Source organism: Streptomyces sp. NPDC046925 (genome assembly GCF_040644915.1).
Lineage (GTDB): Bacteria > Actinomycetota > Actinomycetes > Streptomycetales > Streptomycetaceae > Streptomyces.
On sequence record NZ_JBEYWZ010000003.1, the window covers coordinates 582,145 to 596,356 of the forward strand.

General features: G+C 71.4%; 13 protein-coding genes. 5 read left to right on the top strand and 8 right to left on the bottom strand.

Annotated features, from left to right (window positions below):
- Positions 1–90: 90 nt before the first annotated feature.
- From ABZ906_RS15855 to ABZ906_RS15865, 3 genes are all read right to left on the bottom strand, one after another.
- A complete protein-coding gene (locus tag ABZ906_RS15855) occupies positions 91–1,113 on the bottom strand; it encodes an endonuclease/exonuclease/phosphatase family protein (protein ID WP_361382318.1) in 1,023 nt (340 codons plus the stop codon).
- A gap of 174 nt (positions 1,114–1,287) precedes the next feature.
- Positions 1,288–1,887, bottom strand: coding sequence for a TetR/AcrR family transcriptional regulator (locus ABZ906_RS15860; protein ID WP_361200849.1), 600 nt, complete (start codon positions 1,885–1,887; stop codon positions 1,288–1,290).
- Between the two features lie 61 nt (positions 1,888–1,948).
- Positions 1,949–3,541: an MFS transporter gene (locus ABZ906_RS15865; RefSeq protein ID WP_361382321.1), complete on the bottom strand. Its 1,593-nt coding sequence runs from the start codon at positions 3,539–3,541 to the stop codon at positions 1,949–1,951.
- Between the two features lie 157 nt (positions 3,542–3,698).
- Between ABZ906_RS15865 and panB the strand changes: the two genes are divergently transcribed.
- The 3 genes from panB (at position 3,699) to ABZ906_RS15880 (ending at position 6,607) form a co-directional block, all read left to right on the top strand.
- Positions 3,699–4,589 carry a 3-methyl-2-oxobutanoate hydroxymethyltransferase gene (panB, locus tag ABZ906_RS15870; protein WP_361382325.1) on the top strand — a complete coding sequence of 297 codons (891 nt, stop codon included), beginning with the start codon at positions 3,699–3,701 and terminating at the stop codon, positions 4,587–4,589.
- Positions 4,590–4,763: 174 nt separating this feature from the next.
- The gene (locus ABZ906_RS15875; protein ID WP_361200844.1) at positions 4,764–5,783 is read left to right on the top strand and encodes an ATP-binding cassette domain-containing protein; all 1,020 of its coding nucleotides are present in this window, start codon (positions 4,764–4,766) and stop codon (positions 5,781–5,783) included.
- Positions 5,780–6,607, top strand: coding sequence for an ABC transporter permease (locus ABZ906_RS15880; protein ID WP_361382328.1), 828 nt, complete (start codon positions 5,780–5,782; stop codon positions 6,605–6,607). The genes ABZ906_RS15875 and ABZ906_RS15880 overlap by 4 nt, the downstream gene beginning before the upstream one ends.
- A gap of 19 nt (positions 6,608–6,626) precedes the next feature.
- Here ABZ906_RS15880 and ABZ906_RS15885 read toward each other — a convergent pair whose 3' ends face one another.
- On the bottom strand, positions 6,627–9,944 hold the full coding sequence (locus ABZ906_RS15885) for a BTAD domain-containing putative transcriptional regulator (RefSeq protein WP_361382331.1): 3,318 nt from the start codon (positions 9,942–9,944) through the stop codon (positions 6,627–6,629).
- 91 nt (positions 9,945–10,035) lie between these two features.
- Positions 10,036–10,395: a DUF6578 domain-containing protein gene (locus ABZ906_RS15890; protein WP_361382334.1), complete on the bottom strand. Its 360-nt coding sequence runs from the start codon at positions 10,393–10,395 to the stop codon at positions 10,036–10,038.
- Positions 10,396–10,502: 107 nt separating this feature from the next.
- Between ABZ906_RS15890 and ABZ906_RS15895 the strand changes: the two genes are divergently transcribed.
- Positions 10,503–11,306 carry a site-2 protease family protein gene (locus ABZ906_RS15895; RefSeq protein WP_361200836.1) on the top strand — a complete coding sequence of 268 codons (804 nt, stop codon included), beginning with the start codon at positions 10,503–10,505 and terminating at the stop codon, positions 11,304–11,306.
- Here ABZ906_RS15895 and ABZ906_RS15900 read toward each other — a convergent pair.
- From ABZ906_RS15900 to ABZ906_RS15910, 3 genes are all read right to left on the bottom strand, one after another.
- Positions 11,296–11,484: a hypothetical protein gene (locus tag ABZ906_RS15900; RefSeq protein ID WP_361200834.1), complete on the bottom strand. Its 189-nt coding sequence runs from the start codon at positions 11,482–11,484 to the stop codon at positions 11,296–11,298. The genes ABZ906_RS15895 and ABZ906_RS15900 overlap by 11 nt on opposite strands.
- A 106-nt stretch (positions 11,485–11,590) precedes the next feature.
- Positions 11,591–12,295 carry an NADPH-dependent F420 reductase gene (gene npdG, locus ABZ906_RS15905; RefSeq protein WP_361382337.1) on the bottom strand — a complete coding sequence of 235 codons (705 nt, stop codon included), beginning with the start codon at positions 12,293–12,295 and terminating at the stop codon, positions 11,591–11,593.
- 37 nt (positions 12,296–12,332) lie between these two features.
- Positions 12,333–13,421 (bottom strand): sialidase family protein, encoded by a 1,089-nt coding sequence (locus ABZ906_RS15910; protein ID WP_361382340.1) that lies wholly within the window; start codon positions 13,419–13,421, stop codon positions 12,333–12,335.
- A 79-nt stretch (positions 13,422–13,500) separates the two neighbouring features.
- Here ABZ906_RS15910 and ABZ906_RS15915 point away from each other — a divergent pair, with 79 nt between their 5' ends.
- Positions 13,501–14,115 (top strand): hypothetical protein, encoded by a 615-nt coding sequence (locus tag ABZ906_RS15915; protein WP_361200828.1) that lies wholly within the window; start codon positions 13,501–13,503, stop codon positions 14,113–14,115.
- Positions 14,116–14,212: the final 97 nt, after the last annotated feature.

Below are 14,212 nucleotides of genomic sequence, written 5' to 3' on the forward strand. Positions count from 1 at the left end.
AACCCTCTCAGGCTCAGTATTCCGTGAGGTTAAAAACGGATGTGCACCATGTGGCGGGAGTGACGCCCGCCGGGGGGGCAGGGCTAGGAGCTAGAGCTCCAGCCGCGCCGCGATGGGCAGGTGGTCGCTCGTCGTCTCCGGCAGTGTCCAGGACGACATCGGCTCGACGCCCTTCACCATGATCTGGTCGATCCGCGCCATCGGGAACGACGCCGGCCAGCTGAACCCGAAGCCGTCCCCCGCCGCACCCTGCGTGGAGCGCATCTGCGCGGTGACCGCGTTCAGGGCCCGGTCGTTCATCGTGCCGTTCAGGTCGCCGAGCAGCACGACCTTGGAGAGCTTCTCGTCGGCGATCGCCTCGCCGAGCGCGTCGGCGCTCGCGTCACGCTGGTTGGCGGTGAAGCCCGCGTCGAGCTTGACCCGCACCGACGGCAGGTGGGCGACGTGGACGGCGACCTCGCCCTTGGGGGTGACGACCGTCGTCCGCATCGCACGGACCCAGCCCAGCTTGATGTCCACGGGCTTGGTGCCGGTCAGGGGGTACTTGCTCCACAGGCCGACGGTGCCCTGCACCGAGTGGTACTTGTACGTGCCGGCCAGGGCCTTCTCGTACGTCGGGACGGCGTTGGCCGTGAGCTCCTCGAGCGCCACGACGTCGGCGCCGGACGCGGCGACGTCACGGGCGGTGCCCGACGGGTCGGTGTTGTCCGCGTTCACGTTGTGGGTGGCGACCGTCAGATCGCCGCCGGTGGCGGACTTGCCGGTGATCAGGCCGCCGAAGGAGCTCACCCAGATGACCGCGGGCAGCAGCACGGCGATCAGCGCGGTGGCGGACTTGCGGACGAAGCCGACGACGAGCAGGACCGGGATCAGCACGCCGAGCCAGGGCAGGAACGTCTCGATGAGACTGCCGAGGTTTCCCACGCCGTTCGGGATCTGTGCGTGGAAGAGCATCACCAGGGAGAGCAGGACCGCGATCCCCGCCGTGACGAGGCCGCGCTTCCAGATGCCCCGGTCATTGCGCCACCCGTCGACCAGGCGCCGGAACCGGGACCCCTGGCGGCCGGGTCCCGTGCCCCCGCTGCCTGTCTCCGTCACATACGCCTGCGCCATACGCTCGTCGCCTCACTGGTGCCGTGCAACCGTCCTCGCCCCTGAAACCCTAGGCGATAAACGGGAGTCCTCCCTGCCGTCCGAGACGGCCGTACGGGACGATGACGAGCCGGGCGGCTCGGTGGGTTCCGCATCTCCCCGCACAACGGGTCGGCTGTGACGAAACGCGCACATTCACCCCGTGGGCCGCAATCCCTCGAGGACGGTGTCCACGATCTGCTCGGCGAGGCCTTCGTGAAGGGGTGCGTCGGAGCGCAGGATGGTGCGCACGAGCATGGGGCCCACGAAGAGATCGTTGGCGAGCACGATGTCGACGTCCGCGCGCAGTTCGCCGTTCTCGACGCCCCGGCGCAGCACCTCGCGCATGACGCGGCGCTGGGGTTCGATGACGGTCGCGTGATACGCCTCCCACAGCTTCGGCAGGCTCTTCATCTGCGCGAACACGTTGTGCAGCAGGGCGGACGAGCGCAGGTTCACGCCGCGCCTGCGCAGATGTTCCAGGCAGACGATGATGTCGCCGCGCATGGACACCCCGGGCAGTTCGGGAGGGGGGTCGTCCATGCCGCGCAGGATGTCGACGAAGAGCTCCTCCTTGCCGCTCCAGCGACGGTAGATGGTGGCCTTGCCCACACCCGCCGTGCGCGCGATCCGCTCGATGGAGATTCCGGCGAGGGGCTCGCCGTCCTCGATCAGCTTCAGGGCACCCTCGACGATCGACCGCTCCACGGCCTCGCTTCGGGGACGCCCCCTGGCGCCTTTGGCGATGTGGCCCACGTCTGCTCCGCCTCTCGTCGTCCGCCGCTGCGCAGGGTCGATTGTCCCTGCCCGGGAGCCGTCAGTGCCCGGCGCCCACCGGGTCGGCCTTCCGCTGCCCGGGCTCCGGCTCCCGGGGCGTGCGGCCCGGCAGGAACAGGGCGACGACCACGACGCCGATCAGGGCGACGCCCGCGCCGCAGAGCGCCGTGACGTGCATGGCGTGCAGGAAGGAGTCATGGGCGGCGGTCACCAGGGGTTCGCCGCGCGGGCCGAGCTTGGCGGCGACGCCGAGGGTGGCCTCGATGGACTCGCCGGCGGTGTGCCGGATGTCGGCGGGCAGCAGGGTCAGCTTGTCCTCGACGCCGCTGCGGTAGGCCGCGGAGAGCACGGAGCCGAGCACGGCGATGCCCAGGGCGCCGCCGACCTGCCGGAAGGTGTTGCTCAGCGCGGAGGCGGAGCCGGCCTTCTCGCGGGGCAGGGCCTGCATGATGACGACGCTCGCGGGCGTCATGATGTGCGCCATGCCGGTGCCCATGAGGAAGAACATGACCTCCAGGATCCAGATCGGCGTGTCGGCCTCCAGGATCGTGAAGGCGGCGAGCATCGCGGCCAGGAGCAGCAGGCCGCCCGCGCACACGGCGCGGACACCGAAGCGGTCGACGACCAGGCGGGCGCGCGGCGCGAAGATGAGCTGGGCTGCGGCGAGCGGCAGCATGAGCAGGCCGGTCTGGAGCGGGGAGTAGCCGCGCACGCTCTGCGTGTAGAAGACCGCGAAGAACGTCACGCCCATCAGCGCGAAGAAGACGAGCGCGAGGGAGCTGATCGCCGCCGAGAAGACGCGGTTCTTGAAGTACGAGATGTCGATGGACGGGTGGTCGCTGCGCTTCTCGTGCAGCACGAAGCCGACGAGTACGGCGATGCCCGCGACGATGGTTCCCAGGACCTTGGGGTCGGTGAAGTCGGCGAGCTGGCCGCCCTTGATGATGCCGTAGACGAGCAGGACGAGGCCGACGATGGACAGGCCCACGCCCACCAGGTCGATGCGGCCCGGCTTGGGGTCGCGTGATTCGGGGACGAGCCAGATCATCAGGCCGATCGCGACGATCACGATCGGCACATTCACCAGGAAGACCGAGCCCCACCAGAAGTGGTCGAGCAGGACGCCGCCGGTGATGGGTCCGATCGCGATGGCGAGGCCGACGCCGCCCGCCCAGATGCCGATGGCCTTGGGCTGCTCCTCGCGCTCGAAGACGTTCATCAGGACGGCGAGGGTGGCGGGCATCACGAAGGCGGCGCCGAGGCCCATCACCGCGCGGAACAGGATGAGTTGGACGGGTGAGCCGGACTCGGCGGCGAGCGCGGAGCCGATGCCGAAGACGGCGAGGCCCACTAGCAGCATCTTCTTGCGGCCGAGCCGGTCGCCGAGCAGGCCCGCCGTGAAGAGGAGCCCGGCGAAGACGAGCGTGTAGGAGTTGATGGCCCACTCCAGGTCGCCCTGGGTGGCCCCCAGGCCCGTGGGCTCCGGGGTCGAGATCGTCTTGATGGCGACGTTCAGGATCGAGTTGTCGAGCACCACGATCAACAGGCTCAGCATCAGGACGCCGAGGATCGCCCAACGGCGCCGGTGCACGGCCTCCGGTATGCGAGGGGTGGAGACGGCGGGAGTAGTCATGGCATCAAGCCTAGAGCCATTCCGATACGAGACCGTCTCGTATTGTAAAGACTTTACCGAAGGAGGGCACTAGCCGACTTGCGGCACGCGATGCCACCATGGAGGAGATCCGGGGACGCCGTCAGGGCGCCTCGAGATAACAGAAGGAGCCGTTGCGATGACGCAACTTCCGGCTGCCCAGAACCAGCCTGCGGGTCCCGCCGCGAGCCAGTCCGCCGACAGCAGCAAGGCGCTGTACGGAGGCAAGAGCTCCCGCCGCATTACCGTCCGGGACATCACCGCCGCCAAGGAGCGGGGCGAGAAGTGGCCCATGCTCACCGCCTACGACGCGATGACCGCGTCCGTCTTCGACGAGGCAGGCATCCCCGTGATGCTGGTCGGCGACTCGGCGGGCAACTGCCACCTCGGGTACGAGACGACCGTGCCCGTCACGCTCGACGAGATGACCATGCTGTCCGCGGCCGTCGTACGGGGCACGTCGCGCGCCCTGATCGTCGGTGACCTGCCCTTCGGCTCGTACCAGGAAGGGCCCGTCCAGGCGCTTCGCTCGGCGACGCGCCTGGTGAAGGAGGCCGGGGTCGGCGCGGTGAAGCTCGAGGGCGGCGAGCGCTCGCTCGCCCAGACCGAGCTGATCGTCTCCTCCGGCATCCCCGTCATGTCCCACCTCGGCCTCACGCCGCAGTCCGTGAACACCATGGGCTACCGCGTCCAGGGCCGCGGCGACGAGGCGGCGCACCGCCTTCTTCGCGACGCGAAGGCCGCGCAGGACGCGGGCGCCTTCGCCGTGGTCCTCGAACTGGTACCGGCGGAGCTCGCGGCCGAGGTCACCCGCTCGCTGCACATCCCGACGGTCGGCATCGGCGCGGGCGCCGCCTGCGACGCGCAGGTCCTGGTCTGGACGGACATGCTGGGCCTGACCGGCGGCAAGATGCCGCGCTTCGTGAAGCAGTACGCGGAGCTGCGGAACGTGATGAGCGGCGCGGCCAAGGCGTTCGCCGAGGACGTCGTGGGCGGCACGTTCCCCGCCGCGGAGCACTCGGTCCACTAGCACCACCGGCGGGTTGACCCCGCCGCACAAGCCATAGCGGCACCACCGGCAGCCCGTCGATTTCCCCCGTCGACGGGCTGTCCGCTTTTCCCGCCGACATGCGCCCCGCGGCCCGGCATCCGGGTGTAGGCGGGCTGTCGGTGGTTTGTCGGTGGGGGCTGCCACTCTTACGGCATGAAGCGAATCGACGACATCCCCGGCGGCGCAGGAAGCGCCGTCACCGTGAGGGGACTGGTCAAGCACTACGGCGAGACCAAAGCACTGGACGGCGTGGACCTCGACGTACGCGAAGGCACGGTCCTCGGCGTTCTCGGTCCCAACGGCGCCGGCAAGACCACCCTCGTACGCTGCCTCTCCACCCTCGTCACCCCGGACTCGGGCACGGCCGTCGTGGCCGGGTACGACGTGGTGAAGCAGCCCCGCCAGCTCCGCCGGGTCATAGGCCTGACCGGCCAGTACGCGGCCGTGGACGAGAAGCTCTCGGGCCGCGAGAACCTCTACATGATCGGGCGGCTCCTCGACCTCTCCCGCAAGGAGTCCCGGTCGAAGGCCGACTCGCTCCTGGAGCGGTTCTCCCTCACCGAGGCGGCGGGCCGCCCCGCCAAGACCTACTCCGGCGGCATGCGCCGGCGCCTCGACCTCGCGGCGTCGATGATCGGCAGCCCCTCCGTCCTCTACCTCGACGAGCCGACCACCGGCCTCGACCCCCGCACCCGCAACGAGGTGTGGGCCGAGGTCAAGCGCATGGTCACCGACGGCGTCACGGTGCTGCTCACCACGCAGTACATGGAGGAGGCCGAGCAACTGGCCTCCGAACTGACCGTCATCGACCGCGGCAAGGTCATCGCCAACGGCGGCATCGACGAGCTGAAGGCGAAGGTCGGCGGCCGCACCCTGCGCATCCGCCCGGCCGACCCGCTGGAACTGCGCCCGCTGGCCGGTGCGCTCGACGACATGGGCCTGACCGGCCTCGCCACCTCCACCGTGGACGCCGAGTCCGGCACGGTCCTGGTGCCGATCCTCAGCGACGAGCAGCTCACCGCCGTGGTCGGCGCGGTCACCGCGCGCGGCATCACGATCGGCTCGATCGCCACCGAACTGCCCAGCCTGGACGAGGTGTTCCTCTCCATCACCGGCCAGAAGGCCAGCGCCCCGCAGGACGCCCGCCCCGAACTCGAGGAGGTTGCCGTATGAGCACCACCACTCTCACGCCGCCCCTCCACCAGGGCGAGGCGGACGCCCGCATAGGCCTGCGGGACCACGTGCGCCACACCAGCGCCCTGGTCCGCCGCAACCTCCTGTGGATCCGCCAGGACCCGGAGTCGATGCTCGACGCGATCCTGATGCCGATCATCTTCACGCTCCTGTTCGTGTACGTCTTCGGCGGCTCCATCGGCCAGGCGCTCGGCGGCGGCCAGGACCAGTACGTGCAGTACGTGGTGCCCGGCATGATGGCGATGATGAGCATGAACATCGCCATGGCCGTCGGCACCGGCTTCAACCAGGACTTCCAGAACGGCATCATGGACCGCTTCCGCACCCTGCCGATCGGTCAGGGTTCGGTGCTCTTCGCCAAGATCGTGGTGGAGCTCATGCGGATGCTCGTCGCCACGGCGGTCATGATGATCGTCGGTGTCCTGGTGGGCTTCGACATCACCAACTGGGGCGGTCTGTTCGCCGCAGTGGGCCTGTCCGCCCTCTTCGGCTCCGCCATCATGTGGATCTTCCTGGTCCTCGGCGTGTCGCTGAAGAGCGCCCAGTCCGTGCAGGCGATGGGCTTCCTGGTCCTGATGCCGCTGCAGTTCGGTTCGTCGATCTTCGCGCCGACGCAGTCGATGCCGGGCTGGCTCCAGGCCTTCACCGACTACAACCCGCTGTCCTCGCTCGCGGACTCCGCGCGCGGCCTGATGGTGGGCGGCCCGGTCGCCCACGACATCTGGGTGACGGTCGGCTGGTCGGTGGTGCTCACGGTCGTGATGGCGCCGATCGCGATCCACAAGTTCCGCACCAAGAGCTGATCGGCCGATACTCCACGGGCTACTTGATGTACCTGTCGCAGAGGGCGGCGGCCTCCTCCAGGGAGAGTTCGCCGCCTTCCGCGTACGCGGCTTCGTACGCGGCGTCACCCAGTGCCGCGCGCGCCGTCTCTTCGGCGGCCGTGTTGATCTCGCGCTCCGCGGCGGCGGCGAAGTGACCCGGCGGCAGCTCACGGCGGGCGACGGCGATCAGCCGCGCGGCGTCGGCGGCATGCCGGCCGCCGTCCAGCGCGGCCAGGGCGCGGGCGGCGGTGGTGAGATGCACGGAGGTCATCTGCGGCGCCATCATCTTGGTCAGCGGGTCGAGGGACTTGTCGAGCGCGGAGCGCGCCACGGCAAGACCCTCCGCATGGCGGCCGTCCACGGTGTCGAGCCACGCCTCGGCGCCCAGCATGAAGCCCTCGAAGATGACGAACTCGACGGCCTTGAAGTCCTCCCGCAGCAGCCGCAGTTGTTCGCGGGCCTCGGCGGAGCGGCCCGTACGGCCGAGCAGGTCGACGAGGAAGAACCGGGCGGCGGGCATCGACTCGCCGTTGCTGCTGGTCACGCCGTCACGCTCCATGACCGCCCAGAGCAGCTCCTCGCCCCTGGCCAGTTCGCCCGCCTCGGCGAGCACTCCCCCGAGCCGGGCCATGAGCACGCTGACCTGCGCGGGGGCGCCCAGCGTCTCCGCGTGCTCGATGGCGGCGCCGAAGTCCTCGGCGGCCAGGGTGTAGCGTCCGCGCCGCTCATGGGCCTCGCCGCGCGAGGAGAGCGCCTCGGCCATGCCCCACACGTCGCCGAGCCGGGTGAAGATCTCCAAGGACTCGTCGGCGTCACGGCGCGCGTCGCCCGCCCAGTCGGCGCGGTTGGCGCGGATGTTGGCGCGCTGCTGGAGGGATGCGGCGAGCTCCCAGTCGTAGCCGAGCTCGCGGCAGGAGGCGATGGTCGCGTCGATGATCTCGTACAGCCGGGTGATGTCCCCCTCGAGCATCACCGCGAAGAACCACAGGCTCCCCGGCGACCAGCACGTCTGCGGAAGACCCGGCCGGTACGCCTCCCGGATGCCCGCGAGTTTGTCGACGGCCTCCGGCGTCTGCCAGGCCTCCAGGTTCATGTCCATGCAGGAGAGCTGGATGAGGTGGACTCCGCGCCGCGCCTCTTCGAGCACCTCGGGGCGCATCGGCGGCGGGCTGTCCGTGCAGCGTTCGTAGAGCGGTTCCACCGGGGTGACGGGGCGGGCGAAGGGGTCGGGGCCGAGCGCGACGACCTCGCGGGACCAGTTGCGGATCTCGACGCGCAGGTCGCGGATCGTCCAGAACCAGGAGAGCGAGAGGACGAGGCAGAGCGCCTCCTGCTCCTGACCGGCGGCGACCGCGTGCCGCAGGGCGGTGCGCAGATTCTCGTACTCGATCTCGAGTCCCTCGACGGCTTCCCGCTGGCCGCCGCCCCGCAGCCGCGGTTCGGTGAGCCGGGCGAACTCCCGGAAGTACACGAGGTGGGCCCGCTCGGCGGCGGCGCGGTCACCGGCCTCGTCGAGGCGTTCGCCCGCGTACTCCGCGACGGTTTCGAGCAGCCGGTAGCGCATGCCGCCCCGCTGCGAAGGGGCGGCGACGACGAGGGACTTGTCGACCAGGGAGCCCAGTACGTCCGCGATGTCGAGCGGCCGGTGGAGGGGCGGGGCCCCGCACACCGCTTCGGCGGCGGCCAGGTCGCAGCCGCCCGAGAAGACGGAGAGGCGGCGCAGGACGGCGCGTTCGGGGTCGTCGAGGAGGTCCCAGGACCAGTCGACGACCGCGCGGAGGGTCTGCTGGCGGGGCAGGACCGTACGGGCGCCGTTCGTCAGGAGGCGGAAGCGGTCGTCGAGGCGGTCGGCGATCTGGCGCGGGGTGAGCACGCGCAGCCGGGCGGCGGCCAGCTCGATGGCGAGCGGAAGCCCGTCGAGACGCCGGCAGATCTCGGCGGCGGCTTCCGCGTCGTCCTCGATGCGGAAGCCCGGCCTTGCCGCCGCGCCGCGATCCGCGAGCAGGCGAAGCGCGATGGGCTCCGGCAGCGGCTCCACGGGGCGCAGCAACTCCCCCGGTACGCCGAGGGGTTCGCGGCTGGTGGCGAGGACGGTGAGGCCGGGGCAGTGCGCGAGCAGCCGGTCCGCGAGGCGGGCGGCGACGTCGATGACGTGCTCGCAGTTGTCGAGGATCAGGAGCATGCGGCGCGAGGCGCAGTGTTCGGTGAGGCGGACGACGGGGTCGTCGCCGTGCCGCTCCGACACCGCCCGCAGCTCTTCGGCGCCCGCGCCGCGCAGCACCGTCTCACGGGCGCCGAGCGCGGTCAGGACCGCCTCGGGCACGGCGTCGGGGTCCTCGACCGGCGCGAGCTCCGCCAGCCATACGCCGTCGGGCACGCCGTCCGCGTGAGCCTCGGCGACCTCCTGCGAGAGCCGCGTCTTGCCGGCGCCGCCGGGGCCGAGCAGCGTGACGAGGCGGGCCCGCTCCAGATCGCCCCGGATGGCCTCGATGTCGCCCTCGCGGCCGACGAAGGAGGTGAGCCTGGCGCGCAGATTGCCCTGCGGTCTCTGCGGCGGGCGGGGCCCCGCGGGCGGCTGCGGCGGGGTGTCGCTGCGGAGCAACTCCTCGTGCAGCGCGCGCAGTTCCGGTCCCGGATCGGCTCCGATGCGGTCCGCGATGAGCCGCCGTACGCCGTCGTAGGCGGCGAGCGCCTGAGCCGGGCGGCCCGCGTCGCGCAGCGCCCGCAGCCGCAGGGCCTGGAGCGGCTCGTCCAGGGGGTGGGTGTCGCACAGGGCGGCGAGCTCGGGCAGCGCCTGCTCGGCCCTGCCCAGGGCGAGCGCCGCGGCAAGGCGTGCGCGGCGGGCTTCGAGGCGGCGCGACTCCCACCGGGCGGCCTCCGCCGTGCGGTCGGGGAGGTCGGCGAGCGCGGGCCCCTGCCAGAGGGCGAGCGCGTCGTCCAGGATCGTCGCGGCCTTGGCCGCGTCACCGTCCGCGAGGGCGTCCACGCCCTCGCCCGCGAGCCGGTCGAAGCGGTACAGGTCGATGTCGTCCGGCGCGGCGCACAGCCGGTAGCCGCCGTCGGTCGAGGCGATCGCGTCGGCGCCGACGGCCCTGCGCAGCCGCCCCACGAGCGCCTGCACCGCCCCGGTCGCGTCGGCGGGCGGATCACCGTCCCACACCTCGCCGACCAGCGCGGCCACCGGGACGGGACGGGGAGCGCGCAGGGCAAGGACCGTCAGGAGAGCACGCAGCCTTGAGCCGCCGACGGGGGCATGGGTTCCGTCGGCGTGAAATGCCTGGGTGGTGCCGAGAATGCGATAGCGCACGGGGTCCATTGTCTCTGGTGGAGGTGCGGAGCGATGTCAGGTGCCGCGCCGGGCCGAAAGCACTGCGGGTCCCGGGTGCCGGCGTATCCGGCGGTGGCGGTCAGGCCGAGTCCTCCCGTACCTCCAGGGAGACCAGCACGCCCACTTCCCTGCGGAAGTGCCCCTTCTCCCGGCAGCCGTCCACCGGGTCCGTGAACCACTTCGGGCACTTCTCCACCGGGTGGAGCGACCTCTCCCCCTCCACCGGCTCGTACGTGCCGGCCCGCAGTGCGAAGCCCTGCGTCACCAGCTGGATCGACCGCACGCGCCCCACCGTGTCGGGCCCGTACTTCCCGTGCCGTTCCACGGAGTAGAGCGCCGGGCCGCCGCCCAGCTGCCACGTCACCTCGTCCCCCACGGAGAACGGCGTCCCGCAGCACTCCATCTGCCAGTCGTCGTACATCACGTTCCACAGCGCCATGCCTCCACCTTCCCCGGAACTCCCCACCGAGTGCGAGACGTTTTCGGCGTACACCGGGGTACGGTCCCGTACGACAACCGGCCCGCCAGACCCAGGAGCCCCACTCCATGACCACCGCTCCCACTCGACGCAGCGACCGGCGGATCAGTCCCGTCTTCCTCGGGATCGCCGCCGTCACCGCGGTCTCCGGCTGGGCCGTGTGGACCGGATTCGCGGACAATCCCGGGCTCGCCGTCTTCCTCTTCGTGACGGCCGCCTGGATCGTCTCGCTCTGTCTGCACGAGTACGCGCACGCGCGCACCGCCCTGCACAGCGGCGACATCTCCATCGGCGCGAAGGGCTATCTGACCCTCAACCCGCTCAAGTACACGCACGCGCTGCTCAGCATCGTGCTCCCGGTGCTCTTCGTGATCATGGGCGGCATCGGTCTGCCCGGCGGCGCCGTCTTCATCGAGCGGGGCCGGATCCACGGCAAGTGGAAGCACAGCCTCATCTCGGCCGCGGGGCCGCTGACGAACGTCCTCTTCGCGATCGTGTGCACCGCGCCCTTCTGGCTCGACGCGCTCTCCGGCGTCCCGGACACCTTCCGGTTCGCGCTCGGCTTCCTGGCCCTGCTCCAGGTGACGGCCGCGATCCTGAACTCGCTGCCCATCCCCGGCCTGGACGGCTACGGGGTGATCGAGCCCTGGCTCTCGCACAAGATCCGCCGCCAGGTGGAGCCGTTCGCGCCGTTCGGCCTGATCGCCGTCTTCGGCATCCTGTGGATCCCCGAGGTCAACGGCGCGTTCTTCGACGCGATCGACGCGATCCTGCGCGGCCTGGGCGTCGGCGATCTGGAGACGTACTGCGGTCAGGACTTCTACCGCTTCTGGGACGGCGACCCGAGCCAGTACTGCACGCTCAACCCGTAGCGGCGCGCGCGTTCCGCTCGGCCTTCGCCCGGCGCAGGTAGTACCACGCCATGTTCGACGAGAGCCCCGCGAGCAGCACCCAGACGACGCCGATCCAGTTGCCCTGGACGAAGGAGACCACGGCCGCCGCGACGGCGAGGACGCAGACCGTGAGGGCGTAGAGAGCGAGGCGGGGCATGGGGGTCGGCTCCTGTCGGGGGTCGGTTCGGGTGACGCGGGGACACCGCACGCAGCGACGTACGCGAACGGCGTCCGCATCCAGTGTCCCCCATGCCCGCTACGTCCTAGACGTCGGTCACGCGCAGCCCCGCGTGCGCCTTGTAGCGCCGGTTCACGGAGATCAGGTTGGCCACGAGGGACTCGACCTGGTGCGCGTTGCGCAGACGGCCCGCGAAGACGCCCCGCATGCCGGGGATGCGGGCGGCGAGCGCCTGGACGATGTCCGTGTCGGCGCGGACCTCGCCGAGGACCATGACGTCGGTGTCGATCTCCTCGACGGCCGCGTCCTGGAGCAGCACCGCCGAGAGGTGGTGGAAGGCGGCCGTGACCCTGGAGTCCGGAAGCAGGGCGGCGGCCTGCTCGGCGGCGCTGCCCTCCTCGGGCATCAGGGCGTAGGCGCCCTTCTTGTCGAAGCCCAGCGGGTTCACGCAGTCGACGACGAGCTTGCCGCTCAGCTCCTCGCGCAGCGCCTCCAGGGTCTTGCCGTGCCCGTCCCACGGCACGGCGACGATCACGATGTCGCTGCGCCGCGCGCACTCCGCGTTCTCGGCGCCCTCGACGCCGTGGCCGAGCTCGTCGGCGGCGGTCTGCGCCCGCTCGGCCGCACGGGAGCCGATGATCACCTTCTGGCCCGCGCGGGCGAGGCGGTAGGCGAGGCCGCGTCCCTGGTCGCCGGTGCCGCCGAGCACGCCGACGACGAGCCCGGAGACGTCGGGCAGCTCCCACGGGTCCTTGGCCGGAGCCTTCTGCACACTGTCGTTAGAGGTCATGCGGCCGACCTTACTCACCGTCCGCCGACCACCCGCGTCAGACCAGCGCCGCCACCGGTATCCGCCGGAAGGTGATCGTCTCGTACGCGCTGAAGTCCCCCGTCTCGTAGAGAAGTCCGACGGTCTCGTCGTCGACGCGGACGAGATCGGAGTACGCGGCGGGCAGCCCGTCCACCGTGTACGCGTCCTGCCACGTGATGCCGCCGTCGCGGCTGCGGCGCACCGTCATCAGGGCGCGGAAGCCGGGGTCGGCGGGCCCGGAGAAGAGCAGGACGTCGGGCGTACGCAGCTGGAGCACGCTGCATTCGACGACGGGGCCGACGAGACCCGCCTGCGGCCGGAAGGGCTTGACCAGCTTGTGGCCGCCGTCCGCGGAGTAGGCGTCGCCCCTGGTGCCGGGGGCCGGGGAGTCGTTGCGGGTGTTGAAGTAGAGCCGCCCGTCGGGGAGTTCGGCTGCGGTGGTCTCGTTGACGTTCACATAGCCGTCGGTGTTGTCGTCGATGTAGCCGATGCGCCAGGTCTGCCCGAGGTCGTCGCTGAGCAGGCAGTGGCCGCCGTTGTACTTGCCCTCGGTGCCGTTGTCCGTACCGGAGGGCGGCAGGGAGTGATTGGCGGGCACGACGATCCGTCCGGCAGCGCTGCCTTCGCCCAGCTGGACGGCGTGGCCCGGCGTGGTCGCGTACCAGCGCCAGTTCGCCTTCTTCGCCTGGCCGGTGATCTCCCTGGCCGCCGACCAGGTCAGGCCGTCGTCGTCGCTGTGCTGGACCCAGACCCGGCGGCCGTTCGCGGCGGAGACCTTGCCGCGCCGGATGGCGTCCTCGGTCGCGGCGGCGGCGTTGCGTACGTGCACGAGGAGGACGCGGCCGGTGTCCAGGACGACGGGGGCGGGGTTGCCCGCGAGGTCGGCGCCGTTCTTGGCGGCGACCTGGAGCGGGCCCCAGGTGCGGCCGCCGTCGGCGGACCGCTTCAGGACCACGTCGATGTTGCCGAAGTCGTCCTGCGAGCCGACCCTGCCCTCGCAGAAGGCGAGCAGGGTGCCGGAGTTCGTGCGCACGACGGCCGGGATGCGGAAGCTCGCGTAGCCCTCGCGTCCGGCGCGGAAAGGAACACTTGTCTCATCAGCCATCCCCGGTCCGTCCCCACCTCGGGCGAATTCCCGGTGAACGCCGCCTGACGACTCGCCCGTTGAGGCAGGATGCCGCCCCATGGACGCCGTACGGGTCGCGCTCCTTCGCGAAGTGCTCGCCGGAACCGAGTGGGTGGGCGCGACGCGCCGCTTCGCGGGGACGCTGCGGTCCTCCGTGGTGCCGCACGGGGGCGGGCTGCTCCTGGTGGGCACGGAGGCGTACGAGCCGTGGCATCTGGCCGCGCATCTCGTGGACGAGGCGGCGTGGTCCGGGACGCCGGAACTGACGCCGACGCTCGTACGCCACCGGGTACGGGAGGGGGATCCCGCCCATCTCTCGACCGGGCTCGGCCGGATCGAGGCGGCGCGGCGCGGCGAGACGCTGCTCGTGGTGGCGCCGGACACGCCCGCGGAGCCGCCGGGGGCGGGGCTGCTCGAGCGGGTGCACGACGCTCGCGCGGCGGGGGCGACGGTGCTTGCCCTGGGTTCGGGGCACGGCGATCTGCGGTCCATGGCGCACGAGGCGCTCGCCGTACCGGAGTCGCCGGACCTCGATCTCGACATGGTCCAGCATCTGGTGAGCGCGGCGGCGGGCGAGAACGCGGGTCCGGCTGCGCGGGGGCGGCGGCGACTCCGGGACCGCCTCTCCCGCCTGGCCGACCACCTCACTTCCCCACCACCGGCACGGTGGTGAGCCGGCCTGTCCTGGCCGGTGGCCGTGAGCGCGGCGGGCTTCCGCTCCAGACCGCCGCTCCGCGGCGGATGTCTCCCGCCCACCCACCCGAGCACCC

Bases quoted from the DNA above. Each gene is read 5' to 3' on its own strand.
- ABZ906_RS15855 (WP_361382318.1), bottom strand. From the start codon at position 1,113: ATGGCGCAGGCGTATGTGACGGAGACAGGCAGCGGGGGCACGGGACCC.
- ABZ906_RS15910 (WP_361382340.1), bottom strand. From the start codon at position 13,421: ATGGCTGATGAGACAAGTGTTCCTTTCCGCGCCGGACGCGAGGGCTAC.
- ABZ906_RS15895 (WP_361200836.1), top strand. From the start codon at position 10,503: ATGACCACCGCTCCCACTCGACGCAGCGACCGGCGGATCAGTCCCGTC.
- ABZ906_RS15880 (WP_361382328.1), top strand. From the start codon at position 5,780: ATGAGCACCACCACTCTCACGCCGCCCCTCCACCAGGGCGAGGCGGAC.
- ABZ906_RS15885 (WP_361382331.1), bottom strand. From the start codon at position 9,944: ATGGACCCCGTGCGCTATCGCATTCTCGGCACCACCCAGGCATTTCAC.
- ABZ906_RS15900 (WP_361200834.1), bottom strand. From the start codon at position 11,484: ATGCCCCGCCTCGCTCTCTACGCCCTCACGGTCTGCGTCCTCGCCGTC.
- panB (WP_361382325.1), top strand. From the start codon at position 3,699: ATGACGCAACTTCCGGCTGCCCAGAACCAGCCTGCGGGTCCCGCCGCG.
- ABZ906_RS15890 (WP_361382334.1), bottom strand. From the start codon at position 10,395: ATGGCGCTGTGGAACGTGATGTACGACGACTGGCAGATGGAGTGCTGC.
- npdG (WP_361382337.1), bottom strand. From the start codon at position 12,295: ATGACCTCTAACGACAGTGTGCAGAAGGCTCCGGCCAAGGACCCGTGG.
- ABZ906_RS15875 (WP_361200844.1), top strand. From the start codon at position 4,764: ATGAAGCGAATCGACGACATCCCCGGCGGCGCAGGAAGCGCCGTCACC.
- ABZ906_RS15915 (WP_361200828.1), top strand. From the start codon at position 13,501: ATGGACGCCGTACGGGTCGCGCTCCTTCGCGAAGTGCTCGCCGGAACC.
- ABZ906_RS15865 (WP_361382321.1), bottom strand. From the start codon at position 3,541: ATGACTACTCCCGCCGTCTCCACCCCTCGCATACCGGAGGCCGTGCAC.